Source organism: Brevibacterium spongiae (genome assembly GCF_026168515.1).
GTDB lineage: Bacteria > Actinomycetota > Actinomycetes > Actinomycetales > Brevibacteriaceae > Brevibacterium > Brevibacterium spongiae.
The window spans coordinates 1,587,647-1,605,571 of the sequence record NZ_CP093443.1 but is presented as its reverse complement, the minus strand read 5'-3'; the positions used below and the strand labels follow the sequence as shown (position 1 = coordinate 1,605,571).

Here is a 17,925-nt window from a genome sequence, read left to right as displayed (position 1 = left end):
CCGGCGGCCGAGCATGAATGACCGACTCCTCACCGTCTACGCCCCTCCCGTGGAAGAGGACATCGGCCCGGGTTCCGACCTCGCCGCGATCCTCATCAACGCCCTGCGGCGCAATCGGATCGACCTCAAGGACGGTGACATCCTCGTCGTCGCCTCGAAGGTCGTGTCCAAGGCCGAGGGCCGTCTGCGCACTGTCGCCGACCGCGCCGAATTCGAAGAGCTCGTCGCAGCGATCGGAACTCATCTCGTCGCCGAACGCTCCTACGGCTCCGGCACCACCGTCCAGGTCGTGCGCACGCCGGCCGGAACAGTGCAGGCGGCGGCCGGACTCGACCAGTCGAATTCGGCTGGAGCCGTCGTGCTGCACCCCCTCGACAGCGATCGCTCAGCCGATGCGCTGCGGCGAAGAGTCGAACAGGCGTTCTCCGTGCGCATCGGCCTCGTCGTCTCCGATACGAGCTCTCGACCGTGGAGGGTCGGCGTCGGCGACATCGCCCTCGGACTCTCCGGCTTCTCCGGACTCGACGATCAGCGGGGACGACCGGACGATGACGGACGCGTCCAGACCGTGACTGTGCGCGCCGTCGCCGATGAGATCGCAGCCGCAGCCGATCTCGTCAAAGGCTCCTCACGCGGACTGCCGATGGCTCTCGTGCGCGGCGCCGGCGGGTATCTCGACAACGGCCGCGACGGTGCGCAGGCTCTGTCCCGCGAGCTCGGCGACGACTGGTTCCGCTACGGGCATGTCGAAGCCATCCAGCGCAGCCTCGGCGTCACCGAACTGCCCGGCAGCGCCCCGGCCGGTGACAACGGCGATGACATCCTCGAACGCGTCTCTCGAGCGATCCGGGTGGTGCGTGCCGGACAGTCCCGGACTCCCGGTCACGCAGCGTGGCGGATGCGCATCGAAGGGGCCGGTTCCCGGATCACCCTCAACCCCTCGGACTCGCCGGCCACTGCACAGTCAGGAGGTCCCCCGCTGCTCGAGGCGATGGTCGGGCTCGGCTCCTTGGTCGAGCGCCTCCACACAGCACTGTTCGCCGAGGACCTCAGCGCAGCCACCCAATACCACTGGGTCGACGGTGAGCTCGGCGCATTTCCGCGCGGAGTGACCATCGACATCGGACTCATCGTTCCCTGACCCACAGGCCCAGCACCACCGAACGAACAATCATGGAAGCGGATATGGATCTCTCAGTCATCACCCACACCGGCGGGCCCGTCCTTATCTGGCGCGGAGACGACTTCGACCGTCTCGACCTCACCGGCCCGGTCGTCGCGAACTGGGTGAATAAGGGAGTCGGCCTCTTCGGCGACTATGATCTCGGACCGGACTTCACCCTCTTCGCTCCCCTGCCGCAGGGACTGCACTGGCGCGAACTCGTCGCAATCCTCAGCGTCCTGCTGGCCGGCGGCCGTGTGGTCATCGACAGCGAACCCCCGGAGGCGGACTTCATGGCCATCGTTCCCCTCGGCCACGAGACCGATGACTCCGTCGCCGACGCCGAGGAGGTCTTCGTCTTCAACCCGCCGGCGCTAGCCCTGAGCACTCCGGTCGATGAAGACTTCATCGACGTCAATTCCGCCATCCGGTCCTATCCCGATGTCACCAACCGCCGCCTTCGCGCCACCGGAATCCTCGACATCGACGGACAGGAGATCCCCTGGACACAGCCGGACCCGTCTGCCGGTGCCGGGCCGCAGGGACTGCTCGTCTCGAACTCGACCCCGTTGCCGGCCGAGTGGCCGCGCTTTCTCCAGCACCTCCTCGGCGGGGGTGAGATCCTGCTCACCAGCAGAGTCGACGATGCCCGCATCACGGACCTCGCCCACGGGCTCGGCGTGGTCCATGGCACACTGGGCACATGGACAAAGTAGTTGAAACCCCCGCTGCAGCGGTGGCCGACATTGCAGATGGATCATCGATCGCCGTAGGCGGCTTCGGTGTCGTGGGTGTTCCGGAATTCCTCATCCGGGCGCTTCAGGACCAGGGAGCCAAAGACCTCGAGGTGATCTCGAACAACGCCGGCGTCGACGGCCGTGGTCTGGGCATTCTGCTCGCCGACGGCAGGCTCCGCCGCATCATCGCCTCGTACGTGGGCGAGAACAAGGAATTCGCCCGCCAGTACCTCTCCGGTGAGCTTGAGGTCGAACTCACCCCGCAGGGCACTCTGGCCGAGAAGCTGCGGGCCGGAGGCGCCGGAATCCCGGGCTTCTACACCATCACAGGTGCGGGAACGCAGGTCGCCGAGGGCGGAATGCCGTGGAAGTATGACACTGACGGCAATGTCGTCAAGGAGTCTCCCGCCAAGGAGACGAAGGTCTTCGACACCTTCGGCGAAGACAAGGAATACGTCCTCGAGAAGTCGCTGGCGCCGGACTACGCGCTCGTGCGTGCCGCGGTCGGCGATCGACACGGCAACCTCGTCTTCCATTCCTCTGCCCGCAACTTCAATCCCCCGGCCGCCCAGTCGGCCCGCATCACCATCGCCGAGGTCGAGAAGCTCGTCGAACCCGGTGAGATCGATCCGGATCACGTCCATGTGCCCGGCGTCTTCGTCCACCGTGTGGTGCCGCTGACGCCCGAGCAGGTGGCGGACAAGCCCATCGAGAAGCGCACCGTACGAGAAGCCTGAGGAGACACAGCAATGTCATTGACACGCAATCAGATGGCGGCCCGTGCCGCCCAGGAACTCGAAGACGGCAGCTACGTCAACCTCGGCATCGGCATGCCCACCCTGGTTCCGAACTTCCTGCCCGAGGGTGTCCACCTCGTCCTCCAGTCCGAGAACGGGCTGCTGGGCGTCGGCCCCTACCCCACCGAAGATGAGATCGATCCCGACCTCATCAACGCGGGCAAGGAGATCGTCACGATGAACCCGGGCGCCGCCTACTTCGATTCGGCGGCGAGCTTCGGCATGATCCGCGGTGGAAAGATCAACGCCGCGATCCTCGGCGCCATGCAGGTGGCCACGAACGGCGACATCGCGAACTGGATGATCCCGGGCAAGATGGTCAAGGGCATGGGCGGTGCCATGGACCTCGTCCACGGTGCCCAGCGCGTCATCGTCATCATGGATCATGTGGCCAAGGACGGTTCGCACAAGCTGCTGAAGTCCTGCGATCTGCCGCTGACCGGAAAAGGCGTCGTCGAGCGCATCATCACCGACATCGCGGTTCTCGACGTCTCCGGTGATTCGTTCACCCTCGTCGAGCTCGCCCCCGGGGTGACCGTCGACGAGGTCAAGGAGAAGACCGGCGCCGAGGTGGTCGTCCCCGACGACGTGCCCACCATCGAGGTCGCCGCCTGAGTCACCTGCCGATTCCGCCGGGTCCACGGCCGTCGCCGTGACCGGAGGAATGGCGGGAGAAGCCGCCGTACCGTCGAGCTCGCAGGGACGGATGCCCCGGCCCTCCCTCACACAGCGGCGGTCACAGCTCGAAACACATTGTCCGGTCGACCCGCGTCGTTCCCTTCGGGGAATTCGACGTGGATCGACCGGACATTGTGGGTTCAGGGAGTCTGACCAGAGGTCGGATCCTGCCTGCTGAGGTGCTCAGCGAAGCGCCGGGGTAGACTCCAGACCGGTTGTCGCGACGAACAGATCGCCGTGGCCCTCAGCTGTCACAGTCGGCTCGTTGGCCGCGATGAACGCGCTCTCCCCGCGGTCGAGTGTGATCGTCGAGCCGAGCGAGTTCAGCGTGACTGTCCCCGCCGTGCACAGTGCGATCGCGGCACCCCGGCGTTCGATGGGCGTCTGTCGCGGGCACCGCAGCGCCTGCAGGGCGAAGTCGTCCGTGGCACCGCGCAGGACGCCGGCGCGGTCGGGTTCGACCATGCGCGGCCTGCCGGCACGGAAGTCGGCGATCGTCGTCAGTTCTTCGATATCGACGTGCTTCGAAGTCAGACCACCGCGCAGCACATTGTCACTCGACGCCATGATCTCGATGCCGGTGCCGAAGAGGTAGGCATGCAGGACTCCGGCTTCCATCGCCAGCGCTTCTCCCGGCTGCAGGTGCACACGGTTGAGCATGAGCCCCACGAGCACACCGGGATCGTGCGGATAGTCATCGACGAGTTCGCAGAAGGTCTGGGCCGGGTCGACAGCGCTGCCGAGGCGGCTGACATGCCGTTCCGGAAGCTCGTCCATTCCGTGAGCGGCCACCTCGTCGACAAGTCCGGCAGCACGCGGGTCCCCGAGGATCAGTTCGACGGCGCGTGAGAAGGCCTTGCCCTCGCCGAAGGACTTCAGCGAACCGATGACGGCTCCGAGGAAGTCCAGCGAGGACGGCGTCAGCGGTTGGGACAGCATTCGCTCGAAGGTCGCACGAACGGCCTTGCGCGGGCGGAAACCTGTGAGCGCATGGAAGTCGGTGAGGGCGCAGATGAGTTCGGGCTTCGCCGAGGCGTCCTTGTAGTTGCGGTCCGGGGCGTCCAGCGCCGGCCCGACTGCCTCTTCGGCGGCGAACCCGTTCCGAGCCTGGTCCTTGTTCGGGTGCACCTGGATCGACAGGGCCTTCGATGCCGACAGCACCTTGAGCAGGAACGGCAGTCGAGCACCGAATGCCTCGACGGAGTCGTGACCGAGCAGACCCATCGGGTCGCCGGCAAGATACTCGATGAGGTTGGGGCCGAGCTTGCGCTCCGTCGCCACGGCCCCCGTCGAGTCCGTCCCGCCGAGGCGACCGCGGCGTTTGCGCTCAGCCGCGGTGTGCTCCTGGTGCACATCGAGCTGGGAGGGGCTCATCGGATGGGCTCCGAGCCACAGTTCCGCGCAGGGGGTGCCGTCGGGAGTGGTGCCCAGAAGCGCGGGAATCGCGTCCGTGCTGCCCCATGCGAAGTTCTTGACCGTGTTGTGCAGACGATGCACTGTAGGCCCCCTAGGATGGATCGGTGTCGAAACCACATCCGGCTGTTCCGGGTGTGCACTGTCCACGATAGCGGCCACAGTGCGCCACGGCCGGGCACTTCACTCACTGTTCAGCCGAAGTCACACACTATTCACCGCCTTGACCTGGAAGAACACATTCTGCTCCGAGGCGGAGGCGCAGAATCTGAGGGAAAACCCGAAAGTGCCCCCGTGGGTGATCCGGAATCGGATCCCCATGGGGGCACTCTCGGTGAGGCCGTCTCAGCCCTGCCGTCTCGGCAGCAGGTCAGCCGATGACGCGGATGACCTTCGCTCCTCGATTGAGCATCCAGCTGTAGCTGCGCTTCGTGGTGTTCGTCCGGGTCGAGCCTGCATCGTACATCTGACCCTTGGTCTCGGAGATGATCCCGATGTGGCCGGGGATCCAGATCAGGTCGCCTGGCTTCGCATCCTTGATCGAGACCTCCTTGCCCGCATAGCGCTGCTGGCTGGTTGTCCGCGGCAGCTTGATGCCGTTCTTGCCGTAGACGTACTGGGTGTAGCCCGAGCAGTCCCAGCCGTTCTTCGGCGAGGTTCCGCCCCAGACATATTTGACGCCGAGGTTGGCCTTGGCATCCTTGATCACTGACGCACGCTGGGCAGCGATCTTCTCTGCCTTGCTCGCCTCGTCCTTCTTCTTGTCGTCCTTCTTCTTGGAGTCGTCCTTGGACTTATCGTCCTTCTTGGAGTCGTCCTTCTTGGAGTCATCCTTGGACTTATCGTCCTTCTTGGAGTCGTCCTTGGACTTGTCGTCCTTCGAGTCTTTGCCGTCTGCAGAACCTTCCCCGGAGTCTGCAGGCGACTTGTCATCGGTCGACTTGTCTCCTGGCGGTGTCGAGCCGCCCGGACTGTTGTCGTCCGTCACGCCGCCGGAGATCGACCCCTTGGCGGAGAATTCGGTGGTGCCGTAGCCCTCGGCCCAGACGAGTCGGGCTCCCTGGAAGAGCTGCTCGCCGCGACCGTTCTTATAGACCACGTCGGACGTGGGGTAACCCAGGTGCCCCTTGACGGTCCCCTTGTCACCCCAGTACTTCATGATCACACCGGAGGTGTAGTGAGCGCCGGTGGCCTTCGACCAGTAGAAGGACCCCTTTTCGAAGCGCTGTGCGACACCCCCGGCCTTGAGGCCGCCCTTCTCCGCAGAGGTGGGCAGCCCCAAGCGGGTGATCGCATCGCCCTTGTACGACGAGGCGATCGCTCCGGACAGGTGGTAGGCGCCGGTCTTCTTGGACCAGTAGACGACACCCTTTTCGAACTTCTGAGCCTTGGCACCGGAAATGCCCTTGACCGCGTATTCCTTGCCGACAGCCTTGCCGAGCTTGTTCTTCTCGGCGTACTTCTCGATCGCAGTCTTCGCCTTCGGCGTCTCAGACTTCTTTGAGTCGTCCTTCTTGGAGTCATCCTTGGACTTGTCGTCCTTCTTGGAGTCGTCCTTCTTGGAGTCGGGCTGCTCGCCGGTCTTCATGATCGAGTTGACGGTCGAGCGCATCTCGCCCATCTTCGCGTAGAAGGCATCACCGGGGCAGTCGGTCTGTCCCAGGTCGCGGTGTCCGACCATGTTCGACTTCGTCGCCTTCGAGATTCCGTTGATGGAGAACTTCCAGGCGATCGCCGAGGCCACGGCGTCACGGGTCTTCTTCGGCGGGGCCGCACCGTTGTAGGTACCCAGCACGGAGATGCCGAACGTTCCGGAGTTGTGTCCGGTCACGTGCGCACCGATGACAGCCTTCGAGACGTCACCGCCGCGGGCCTGCCAGAGGCGACCGTACTTATCCGCGACGACGTTGTAGCCGATGTCGTTCCAGCCACGTCCGTCCTGGTGGTAGGCCTGGATACCGCGGATGATTCCGGGGACGTCCTCGGCCGAGTAGCTGTTCGAACCAGAGGTGTGGTGGACGACTGCCTGTTTGATCCCGCTGGCGTAGTCCGGGCTGCCGCGGTAGGCCTTAGCGCCCCACGAGCTGCGCGAACCGATCTTCGGCTTCGAGACCTTCTTCGCAACGGTGTCCACCGATGACGAACCCGGCACGTAGTTCTGGTTGCTCACGGTCCCACCCGCGGCGGCGCTGACGTTCTCGGCCTCGGCCGACTCGGTGCCGATCGACTCATCGGTTGCGGCATCGGAACCCTCCGCGCCGTCGGCGGACTGCTGGCCGAGATCGACGGGAGCATTCTCGGAAACTGCCTGTGCGTCGCCGGCTGCGCGCTTGGGATCCACGAGCACGAGCTCGGCATCGCTCGGCGCGGAATCACCGAGGATGCGCATCTGCACTCCTGAGGCGTTCGTCACCGTCATCGGCTCCGAACCTTTGTTCTGAGCTTCCTCCTGCTGCTCCTCGTCGAGAGTGTCCCAGCTGCCCCACTCGGATCCGTGCTTGATGCGGACCTGAATGCGGATATTGGACTTCGACTCAGAGAACGTGAAGCCGACGAGGCTCGGATTGTTCGTCGGCACATCGAGGACGTCGGAGATGAGCGCGATGTTCACGCCGTCTTCGGTCTTCTGACGAACCGAACCGGAGATGTCCTCGTCGTCCTTGGTCTCTGACTCCTCAGCGGAGTCCTGAGAACCTTTGTCCTCGGCATCTTCGGACTTCTCGTCCTCGGCCGGAGCCTGTTCCGTCTTGGACGGGGCGGACCCCTCGGACGACACAGCCTCATCGGACTCGGAGGTGAGTCCGGCAGACGTGGTGTTGACCGAACCGGTCACAGCGGAGGCGTTGACAGCCGACCCAGTCGATGTCGAGGCGTTGACGAACTCCGGCACCTTGGTCGCAGCCAATGCGGTCTGCGACTTGAAGATGTTCGGCAGATTGCTCGTCGCACTCTGGTTGGCGGCGGTGGCAGTGGAATCACTGGAATCGCGAGCACCGGGGACGTTGAGTCCCTCTTCGCTGACGCTCAGCTCCTCTTTGGACACATCGGGCGACGACGTGGCCGCGAAGGCCGTCGGTGCCGAGACCGCTAAGGTGCCGACGAGTGCGACAGAAGCGCAGCCCGCGACAGTGGGCAATAGATATTTCATCGTTACAGCCTTTTCGAGGAAGACAGGGAAGTTCAGGCCTCGGGGACCCCTGCACCGTTGGCAGTACGGCGGGAAACCCCAACATCTCAAAATTGTTACACATTTTCGGCGTGTCAGACTAGCCACAGACTGGAATATTCTAATTACACGAGTGTGGTTCCCAGTATTGGCAAGGGACACACCGAGCAAAAGTTTTTCCCGGAATCGTCTTCGGTCAGACGGTTTCGGTCATTGAGCCGCTACCGTCAGGCCCGCCTCAGATGCCTCAGGGCACGTAGCAGATCGCCTTTGCGTCGGCTTCATCGCCGTTGTCAGCAGAGCTGTCGCCGGCGCCCTGCGCCAGCAGCTGCGGCCCGGAACCGGGGTCCGGATCGAGTCCCGCATCGACTCCGGCGGCGGCTGACAGGTCGCGTTCGGAAGCCGAGAATGCGTCCTTGTCCCCTTTCGAGGACTTCGACGCCTCCTCGATCTTATCGGCTACGAGCATCTGTGCCACATCGAAGTCAGGATTCGACGGAGTGACGCGCGGCGGAGTGAGGTCGAGGGATTCGATCTTCTGCGACTTCACCTTGAGCGCAAGGTCGACGAAGGAGTCCACCTGAGAGGAGGGGATGTTCGTGGCCACGGCCCCGGGGGTGGCTTTGGCGATCGCCTGATAACGAGTGAGCACAGTAGCCGGATCGAGCTGCTTGACCATCGCCGTCTGCACACAGCGCTGCCGGATCATCCGCTCGTAGTCGCTGGAGAACTCTCGGGAACGTGCGAACCACAGCGCGTGGAATCCGTCGAGCTTCTGCTTGCCCGGTTCGATCCACCCCTTGACCGGCCCATGCTGCCCCGTGGTCGGGTCGACCTTCGACGAGATCGGGACCCGCTTGCCCGAGACAAGAGTGATGCCGCCGAGGGAGTCGATGAGATTCTCGAATCCCTTGAGGTTGATCATCGCGTAGTACTGAACCGCGAGCCCGGTGATCGCCGAGACCGCGTCCATGGTGGCCTGCTCGCCGGCCTGCTTCGGGTCCTCGAATTCGTCCTTGTGCTGTTCGCCCTGCTGGAAGACGGCGTTGAGCAGGCATTCGTCACCGCAGTTGTATCCCTGCGGATAGTGCTTGTACAGCGGTGAGTCCTCGGTGAATGGCACGTTCTCCATATTGCGGGGCAGACCGACGATCACGGACTTGCCCGTCTTCGCATCGATCGAGACCAGGGACAGGGAGTCCGGCCGGATGCCCGTTCGCCCCTTGCCGGCATCGGATCCCAGCAGGAGGACGTTGTAGCGGCCGTCGACGGGTTTGAGAGCTTTGCCGGAGGCGAAGAGGTCGCTCATCAGACCGCGCTGAGAGTTCAGGATCGACGCCCCCCAGGCCAGCGGGCCGACGACGACGAGGATAAGGGCGCAGAAGGCCGCGACGAAGCGCTTGCGGGCCTTGCGCGAGATCGTGACGAGCCGGATCCGGCGCAGCGAGTCGAACAGGCAGACGACCCAGTTGACCGCAATGACGGGAACCCAGATCGTGAGGAACGTGAGGATGATCGGGTTCGTGCCGATGGTGAACAGGAAGGTCCGGTCGATGAGGACGACGATTCCGGCGAGGATCAGCAGTATCCAACTGAGGGCAGTGATCGACAGGGAGATCTTCGCCCACCTGCGGTGGCCGAAGAGGAGCTGGACTCCGCCGGGGATGAGGACGGTGACGAGGAGCAGCAGCCAGGCGCGAACGTCACGCGTCGGCTGCGAGGCATACGACGGGTGGCGGATCGGGTCCACGTATCTCGTTTCGGCCACTGACTTCCCTTCGCTTCGCGCTCTGTTCACGGACTGATGCTGGTTTCGACATCCGCCGGTGACCACGCGCGGTTCGCTTCTCTCCACCGAATGCCACCGCAGACCACTGTGCCAAAAACAGTTCAGAGTCCACTGTGTTCACCTATTGTGTCGCGTGAGAACCGTCGATTCCGGCACATCCGCGCCGCGCATGTCGGATTCTGAGCATGTGCGATTCTTCACAGGCAGAGCAACGGGCACTGCAGACTCCCCCGAGCGGGAGAATCTGCAGTGCCCGTGTCACACGCCCCGGCCGGCGCTGTGCGCGCCTCAGGGTGAAAGCCGTGCCCGCCCCGGGAAGAGGGGACGGAACCGGCCTCAGGCGATGAGCTTGCGGCCCATCACCATCCGCTGGATCTGGTTCGTGCCCTCATAGATCTGGGTGATCTTCGCATCGCGCATCATCCGCTCGACCGGGTGGTCGACGACGTAGCCGGCACCGCCGAGCAGCTGCACAGCGTCAGTGGTGATCTCCATGGCAGCATCCGAGGCGAAGGCCTTCGCTGCCGCGCCGAAGTACGTGAGATCGTCGTCCATCCGCTCGCTCTTTGCGGCAGCGGTGTAGGTCAGCTGACGTGCGGCCTCGAGCTTCATGCCCATATCGGCGAGCATGAACTGGATGGCCTGGTTCTCGGCGATGTTCTTGCCGAACTGCTGACGCTCCTTGACGTAGGCCAGGGCGTAGTCGAGGGCACCCTGAGCGATGCCGACGGCTTGCGATGCGATCGTCACACGCGTGTGGTCGAGGGTGCGCAGGGCGATCTTGAGCCCCTCTCCGGGTTTGCCGACGATCCGGTCCCCCGGCAGGCGGACGTTGTCGAAGAGCAGCTCACGAGTAGGTGAGCCCTTGATGCCCAGCTTGCGCTCCTTCTCACCGAAGGTGAAGCCCTCGTCGGACTTCTCGACGACGAAGGCCGAGATATTGCGGCCGCGCGCTCCGTCGGGGTCGGTCACGGCCATCACCGTGTAGTACTCGGATTCCCCGGCGTTCGTGATCCAGGTCTTCACACCGTTGAGGATCCAGTCATCGCCATCGGCGACGGCGCGGGTCTTCATGGATGCAGTATCCGAACCCGCCTCGCGCTCGGACAGTCCATAGGAGAATCCGGCTTCGCCGGAGGCGACCGAGGGGAAGTACTTCTTCTTGATCTCTTCGCTGCCGCCGAGCTGAACGGGCAGACTGCCGAGTTTGTTCACGGCCGGGATGAGTGAGGACGAAGCGCAGCCGCGTGCCACCTCTTCGATGATGATCGCCACTGCCAGTGCGTCGGCTCCCATGCCCCCGTACTCCTCAGGGATGTGGGCGGCGAAGAAATCAGTCTCCACGAGGGCGTCGTGGGCCTCGCGCGGGTAACGGGAATCCGCATCGACCTCCGCCGCGTACGGAGTGATCCTCTTCTCGACGATATCGCGCACGGCTGCACGGATCTCTTCATGCTCTTCGGCAGGTTGGTAGAGGTCGAACATCATTCTCCTAAGACTTATCGTACGTTCAGCAAGATCTATTATTCCTGCAGAGCCCTGCCTTTGTCGAGAGCAACCTGCCGCAGCTCCTGTCGATAGGTGTCCAGACGCTGCCTCACCGCGGCAGCCTCCTCATCCGCTCCTGCGCCGAGGATGCGGGCGGCGAGGAGGCCCGCGTTCTTCGCTCCGCCGATCGACACGGTCGCCACCGGCACTCCCCCGGGCATCTGCACGATCGACAGCAGAGAGTCCATGCCGTCGAGGTATTTCAGCGGCACGGGAACGCCGATGACCGGCAGAGAGGTCATCGAGGCGATCATGCCGGGCAGGTGGGCCGCTCCCCCGGCCCCCGCGATGATCACCCTCAGCCCGCGGTCGGCTGCGGATTTCGCCCATTCCACCATGTCTTCGGGCATGCGATGGGCGGAGACCACCTCGGCGGTGGATGCGATGCCGAGCTCCTCGAGCGCCTCGGCGGCCGCGCGCATCGTCGGCCAGTCCGAATCCGAGCCCATGACGATTCCGACCGGAGCCGCTGTCACTGTGGTCTCGTGTGCTGTGGTCATCTGTGCTTCCTTCGTCGCAGACGGTGCAGGATGGGCAGTTCGGTGCAGGCTCAGAGTTCGGTGCCGGCGTCGGAGTCGGCCAGGAGGTTCTCCGGTGCGGGCATCTGCGGGTGCGGGTCGACATCGACGCCGGCGATGAAGTCAGCGGCATGGCGAGCCCGCGCCACCACGTGCGCGCGGTCCTCCCCGTAGGCGTTGACATGGCCGACCTTGCGTCCGGGACGCACGGATTTGCCGTAGAGGTGGACCTTGACGGCCGGGTCGTGGGCCATGACATGCAGATACGGCTGGTAGAGGTCCTCGTGATCGGCACCGAGGATGTTGACCATCACGGACACTTCCTCCCGGGCCGCGGGGCTGCCCAGCGGCAGATCGAGGACGGCACGCAGATGCTGCTCGAACTGACTCGTCACCGCCCCGTCCTGGGTCCAGTGCCCAGTGTTGTGGGGGCGCATCGCGAACTCGTTGATGAGGAATCCATCGGCGGTCTCGAACATCTCCATCGCCATCACACCGGTGACGTCGAGGGTGCCCGCGACGGTGAGGATCGCCTCGGTGATGGTCCGTGCCTTCTCCGCTGACAGATCGGGTGCCGGCGCGATGGCCTCCTTGCAGATGCCGTTCTCCTGCCAGGTCTCGACGACCGGCCACACTGCTGTCTGCCCCATCGGGGAGCGTGCGACCATGACCGCCAGCTCACGGGTGAAGTCGACCTTCTCCTCGGCGAGCAGCTGCGGGACCTCGGAGAGCCATTCGACGGCCTCATCGAGGCGTTCGATGACACGCACGCCCTTGCCGTCGTAGCCGCCGCGCGGCGTCTTGAGGATGAAGGGGTATCCGACGCGATCGGCGAAGGCCGTGATGTCGGCCTCGGAGGTGATCTCCGCCCAGGCCGGGTTCGGCAGTCCCAGCTCATCCATCTTCGTGCGCATCCGGATCTTGTCCTGCGCGAAGATGAGCGCCTGCGGTCCCGGGCGCACGGCGTGGCCGGCCGCGACGAGGGCTTCGAGGTGCTCGGGCGGGACGTGTTCGTGGTCGAAGGTCACGACATCGACGGTCTCGGCGAAGGCCTTGAGGCTCGGATAGTCCGTATAGTCGCCGACGGTCACCTCATTGATGACCTGAGTGGCGGGAGCATCGGCGGTCTCCGCGAACACGGAGAAGCGGATGCCGAGGGCTTCTGCGGCGGGAGCGAGCATACGTGCCAGCTGACCGCCGCCGATGACACCGATTCGAGGAAAAGTCACGTCAGTCATCCTAACTGTCGTTCTCAGACGACGAGGAGCGGGATCTGCAGTTCGCGTTCGGTCGTCGAGCCGTGGTGACCGACGAGGGCCAGCGCCGAGGCGGATTCCACGTCCGAATCGACGACGGCGAATCCGTCGGAGCAGATGACGATGAGGTCTCCGATCCGCGGGTTGACGTGCGCTGCGACGGGTCCGAAGTATCCGCGGGCGATGGCTTCCGTCTTCGGGAGAACGAGGCCGCGGTCCCCGAGCGTCTCGGTCCATGCGGACTCGACGTCCGCCTCGGCGCCGGCATCGGCATAGAGATGCAGAGCCCGCGGTTCCCCGCCGACGTGGCGCAGCCCGGACTTGAGTTCGGGGGCTGCGGCGAGGTCGAGGCGCCGGTCGTGGTCGATGTCGACCATCCCGTGGTCGGCGGTGACGATCATCGTCGCATCATGAGGCAGATCCGAGGCGAGCCGAGACAGGGCGAGGTCGACGTGCTCGAGCTCCTCGGTCCAGGCCGCCGAATCGGAACCGTGCACATGACCGGTCTTGTCCAGGTTTCCCCAGTAGAGGTAGACGAGCCGCCGGCCAGGGGCCTTCGCTTCGGCCAGGGCCTGCGCGCAGCGCTCCTCGAGGGTCTTCGAATCACGGAACCTGCCACCACGCAGCGATGCGCGGTTGAGTCCGCGTCCGGCGAACTTCTTCTCTCCGAGGCTGACCACGTCGACCGAGGCATCGGTGAGCCGCTCGAACAGTGTGGCATCGGGCACCCATGCGAGCGGATCGACGTCGAGGTTCCAGGTCAGCTGGTTAAAGACGGCGTCCTTCTCCGGGTCGAGGACACGGTAGCCGACGACCCCGTGCGCGCCGGGCAGACGGCCCGTGGCCAGGGAGGACAGCGAGTTCGCCGTCGTCGAGGGGAACCCGGCCGACAGCGTCTTGCGGGCTGCGGCCTGCGACCGGAAGAACGGGGTGTAGCCGCTGTAGCGGCGCAGCTGCTGCTCCCCGAGCCCGTCGATGAGCACGACGATCGTGGTCCGAGAATCCCGGTCGAGTCCGAGCGCCTGTGCCCGCTCCCGCATCTCGGCGTCGAAGATGTCGCCTGCGCCGAGGCTGAGCGCCGCGGCAGGGACGACATCGGAGAGGATGGGACTCGCATAGTCCGGTGGTCCCAGCGGCTCGGAGTCTTCCGGGGTCTGCGGTGCTGCCTCGCTCATCAGCGGCGTGACCGCAGGCGGGCGTGGAAGACCGCGGCCCGCAGCTTGCCGGAGAATTCGGCGATGCGGTCGACGGCGGCCTGCCCTTCTGCCTGGGCGGAGACCCGGATCATGACGTCTTCGGCGAACACCGATCCGCCGTAGCCGTGATCTCCCATGCAGTTAGGGTCGCCACAGGTCTCGGGGAATGCCTCGATCCGCTTCGATGCGCCCCAGGACAGTGTGAGAGAGACCTCCACGGGCTTGTCGCCGGGCTGAAAGGCGGCAGGATCGGCGAAGGTCCGGCCGACCATCACGGTGCCCAATCGGTCGAGCTCGATGTCCTCACTGCTGGTGACCGCCCGCGGTTTCGAACCCGGTTCGGCATTCGGATCGTCGTCGACGTGGGCCAGCAGCAGACGGGTCTCTGTGAGCACGAAGGCCGTGACGTGACGGTGGATCGATTCGATGTCGACATGGGTGTCGATGTGGACGAAGTGTGCCAGTACCGGTTCGTCGAAGAGCGAGTCGGCGAGTATGCCCTGAGTCAGCTGCGGATAGTAGCCGGCCGACTGCAGATCGTGAACGAGAACCTCGGGTAATGCCATGCCCACCATTGTGCCCCACTCCCCTGACACTTCCCAGCGGAGCCGGCACTGCCCGCACACGGTCGGCCACAAACGTGAGCAGACGCATATGCTGGGACCATGGAAAATTATCCTGCCGGGTGGGAAGCCGATGTCGTCCTCCGTGACGGCGGCACCGCCCATCTGCGTCCGATCACCCCTGCCGATGCCGATGCCCTGGCCAGGATGCATGAGGCCCAGTCACCGGAGTCCGTGTACCTGCGCTTCTTCGCCCCGCTGCCGCGGCTGCCGAAACGCGATCTCGAACGCTTCGTCAACGTCGACCACCGCGACCGGGTCGCCCTCATCATGCTCATCGGCGACGACATCATCGGCGTGGGCCGGTTCGACAAGATCTCCGACACCGACGCCGAGGTGGCCTTCAACATCGCCGACGCCCACCAGGGTCGCGGCATCGGCTCGATTCTCCTCGAGCACCTCGCCGCGGCCGCCAGAGAGGCCGGTATCCAGAGATTCACCGCCGAGGTGCTGCCGCAGAATCGTTCGATGCTCCAGGTCTTCCAGGCCGCCGGCTACGAAGTCTCCCGCGGTTTCGACGACGGCGTGGTGGCCGTGAACTTCGACATCGACCCGACGGCACGGTCGATCGAGGTCCAGGCCTCTCGGGAGCACAGGGCCGAGGCCCTGAGCGTGCGCACGGTCCTCCACCCCACCTCGGTGGCGGTCATCGGCGCCAGCCGCAAACGCAATTCCACCGGTCATCTGCTCATCCGCAACATCACGGCCGCGAAGTTCACCGGCGATCTCTGGGTCGTCCACCCCGAAGCCGATCAGATCGCCGGGGTCCAGGCCTACCCGAGCTTGGCGGACCTGCCCGGCAAGGCCGACCTCGCCGTCATCGCGGTCCCGGCCGAATCCGTCACCGAGGTGGTCAAGGACTGCGCCGTGCACGGAGTCAAGGCCGTGCTCGTCATCTCCTCCGGATTCGCCGAGACCGGACCCGAGGGCGCCGAGCTGCAGCGGCGGATGGTCGCGACCTCACGCGCCTACGGCATGCGCGTCGTCGGACCGAACTCCTTCGGCCTGGTCAATGAGGCCGAGGACATCTCTCTCAACGCCTCGCTGGCACCGTTCCTGCCCGCCTCCGGGACTCTCGGCCTCTTCAGCCAGTCCGGAGCCTTGGGCACCGCGCTGCTGGCAGCGGCGAAGAACCGCGGCCTGGGCATCTCGACCTTCGTCTCCGCGGGCAATCGCGCGGACCTCTCGGGCAATGACCTGCTGCAGTACTGGGAGGAGGACCCGGCCACGCAGACCGTCGGCCTCTATCTCGAGTCCATCGGCAATCCGCGGAAGTTCTCCCGCATCGCCCGCCGGGTGTCACGGGTCAAACCGGTCATCGTCATCAAATCCGACCTCACAGGCAGGGAGCTGCCGCCCGGTCACATCGTGCGCACCTCGTCCCTGGCTCCGCACACCCTCGACCAGGTGCTCGAACAGGCGGGCGTGATCCGTGCCGACACCATCCACCGCCTCTTCGACCTCGCTCAGGTGTTCTCCTCTCAGAAGCTGCCCGCCGGTCGACGGGTCGGAGTGATCGGCAACTCCGCGGCGATGGGGACTCTGATCATGCAGCGGGCCCGGTCCGAGGGTCTGCACGTGGGCACGGATCCGGTCTCGCTGCACCCGGAGGTCGATACGCAGACCTTCCGTGCCGAACTCGATGCGATGTACGCCCGCAACGACGTCGATTCGGTCATCGTCACCTTCACCCCCTCCGCCGGAGCCGAAGAGGCGGAGATCGCGGCGCTGCTGTCCGAGTCCGCGGCACGGTCGGGCAAGACCACGGTCGCGTGCTTCCTCGGCATCCAGGGCGTCCACGAAGAGCTCACCACCTTCCTCACCGATGAGCACGGCAATCGCGTCTCCCGCACAGTGCCCAGCTACATCGGCCCCGAGGATGCGGTGTGGGCACTCGCCCGAGCCACGGACTATGCGCGGTGGCGGGCCGCCGACCACGGCACATACGTCGAGCTCGACGACATCGATGACAAGAAGGTGCGGTCGATCATCGATTCGGCACTCGACGGAGCGGAGCCGGGCAGCCCCGTCCGGCTCGAACGCGACGACACCCGCGCCCTGCTCAACGCCTACGGCATCGATGTGCTCCCGTACTTCGCGGCGTCCACCGTCGAAGAGGGGCTCGCGGCCGCGGAGAAGATCGGCTACCCCGTCGCGCTCAAGGCCGTGACGAATGTGCTGCGGCACCGGATGGAGCTCGGTGGCGTGCGCTTGAACATCGACTCACCCGAAGAGCTCGCCGAGGACTTCACCGCCGTCCAGAACACCATCCGACAGCTCACCGATGAGGACGAGCCTCTCGTCGATGTGCAGGCGATGGCCCCGCATGGTGTGCCGTGTGTCATCCGCGCCGGGGAGGACCCGCTGCTCGGCCCGCTGCTGGCCTTCTCTCTGGCCGGCGACTCGACGGAGCTGCTCGGCGATGTCGAACACAGGGTCGCGCCGGTCACGGACAATGAGGCCGAGGACATGATCCGTTCGATCAAGGCCTCCCCCCGACTCTTCGGCTACCGAGGACTGCCGCCGATGAACATCGAACCGCTGCGCAGAGTGCTCGAGCGGCTGTCCGTGATGGTGGAGAACCATCCGCAGATCCTCGAACTCGTCATCCACCCCATCGTCGCCACGGAGACCGAGTCCCATGTGCTCAGCGCCCATGTCGACCTGCTCCCGGACGCCACGCGCATCGACGGCACCCGTCGACTGCTCAGCTGAGGCCCTTTGAGCTGACGCTTCCGGGGTGAGGCCTCTGAGGTGACGGCTGTGAGCTGACAGCTGTGAGGTGGCCCCCTTTCAGCGGCGGAGCTCAAAGGGGACTCAGCGTCGGCTTGCCACCCGCGCAGAATTTTGGGAACCGACTGTCAGGTTGGCGAGTCCTATACCAATTCGCAGACTTGCGGGGTAGTGTCTGTATCCGTTCGACACGAAAAGTTATGAATTCGTGTTTTCAATGAGTGGCCGCTCCGGCGGCCACTGTCTGTGGCCGGCATCCTGGCCACCCACCGTCCAAGGCACCGGCGACCTGCGGGTGTCCCATGAGAG

The 17,925-nt window shown here is 65.0% G+C and carries 13 protein-coding genes; 5 read left to right on the top strand and 8 right to left on the bottom strand.

Annotated features, from left to right (window positions below; all coding sequences use genetic code 11):
* The first annotated feature begins 13 nt into the window (after positions 1–13).
* From L1F31_RS07155 to L1F31_RS07140, 4 genes are read left to right on the top strand one after another with little or no spacing between them, the layout of a single operon-like run.
* On the top strand, positions 14–1,141 hold the full coding sequence (locus tag L1F31_RS07155) for a coenzyme F420-0:L-glutamate ligase (RefSeq protein ID WP_265419956.1): 1,128 nt from the start codon (positions 14–16) through the stop codon (positions 1,139–1,141).
* Between the two features lie 44 nt (positions 1,142–1,185).
* Positions 1,186–1,878, top strand: coding sequence for a hypothetical protein (locus L1F31_RS07150; protein WP_265419955.1), 693 nt, complete (start codon positions 1,186–1,188; stop codon positions 1,876–1,878).
* Positions 1,866–2,636, top strand: a complete 771-nt coding sequence (locus tag L1F31_RS07145) for a CoA transferase subunit A (RefSeq protein ID WP_265419954.1) — start codon at positions 1,866–1,868, stop codon at positions 2,634–2,636. Before L1F31_RS07150 ends, L1F31_RS07145 begins: the two co-directional genes overlap by 13 nt.
* A 12-nt stretch (positions 2,637–2,648) precedes the next feature.
* Positions 2,649–3,311, top strand: a complete 663-nt coding sequence (locus L1F31_RS07140) for a 3-oxoacid CoA-transferase subunit B (protein WP_265419953.1) — start codon at positions 2,649–2,651, stop codon at positions 3,309–3,311.
* A 246-nt stretch (positions 3,312–3,557) separates the two neighbouring features.
* On the opposite strand, the gene manA is transcribed toward L1F31_RS07140, so the two are convergent.
* The 8 genes from manA to L1F31_RS07100 all read right to left on the bottom strand — a co-directional run bounded on the left by manA (position 3,558) and on the right by L1F31_RS07100 (position 14,826).
* Positions 3,558–4,871 (bottom strand): mannose-6-phosphate isomerase, class I, encoded by a 1,314-nt coding sequence (gene manA / locus L1F31_RS07135; protein ID WP_265419952.1) that lies wholly within the window; start codon positions 4,869–4,871, stop codon positions 3,558–3,560.
* 286 nt (positions 4,872–5,157) lie between these two features.
* Positions 5,158–7,935, bottom strand: a complete 2,778-nt coding sequence (locus L1F31_RS07130) for an NlpC/P60 family protein (RefSeq protein WP_265419951.1) — start codon at positions 7,933–7,935, stop codon at positions 5,158–5,160.
* 265 nt (positions 7,936–8,200) lie between these two features.
* A complete protein-coding gene (locus L1F31_RS07125) occupies positions 8,201–9,721 on the bottom strand; it encodes an LCP family protein (protein WP_265419950.1) in 1,521 nt (506 codons plus the stop codon).
* Between the two features lie 357 nt (positions 9,722–10,078).
* Positions 10,079–11,227, bottom strand: coding sequence for an acyl-CoA dehydrogenase family protein (locus tag L1F31_RS07120; protein WP_283255791.1), 1,149 nt, complete (start codon positions 11,225–11,227; stop codon positions 10,079–10,081).
* Positions 11,228–11,265: 38 nt separating this feature from the next.
* Entirely contained in the window at positions 11,266–11,790 is a 525-nt protein-coding gene (gene purE, locus L1F31_RS07115) for a 5-(carboxyamino)imidazole ribonucleotide mutase (protein ID WP_265419948.1), read from the bottom strand.
* A 50-nt stretch (positions 11,791–11,840) separates the two neighbouring features.
* A complete protein-coding gene (locus L1F31_RS07110; RefSeq protein ID WP_429860950.1) occupies positions 11,841–13,046 on the bottom strand; it encodes a 5-(carboxyamino)imidazole ribonucleotide synthase in 1,206 nt (401 codons plus the stop codon).
* 14 nt (positions 13,047–13,060) lie between these two features.
* A complete protein-coding gene (locus tag L1F31_RS07105) occupies positions 13,061–14,239 on the bottom strand; it encodes an alkaline phosphatase family protein (protein ID WP_265419946.1) in 1,179 nt (392 codons plus the stop codon).
* A complete protein-coding gene (locus L1F31_RS07100; RefSeq protein WP_265419945.1) occupies positions 14,239–14,826 on the bottom strand; it encodes a DUF5998 family protein in 588 nt (195 codons plus the stop codon). The genes L1F31_RS07105 and L1F31_RS07100 overlap by 1 nt, the downstream gene beginning before the upstream one ends.
* A gap of 99 nt (positions 14,827–14,925) precedes the next feature.
* Here L1F31_RS07100 and L1F31_RS07095 point away from each other — a divergent pair, with 99 nt between their 5' ends.
* A complete protein-coding gene (locus L1F31_RS07095) occupies positions 14,926–17,598 on the top strand; it encodes a bifunctional acetate--CoA ligase family protein/GNAT family N-acetyltransferase (RefSeq protein WP_265419943.1) in 2,673 nt (890 codons plus the stop codon).
* Positions 17,599–17,925: the final 327 nt, after the last annotated feature.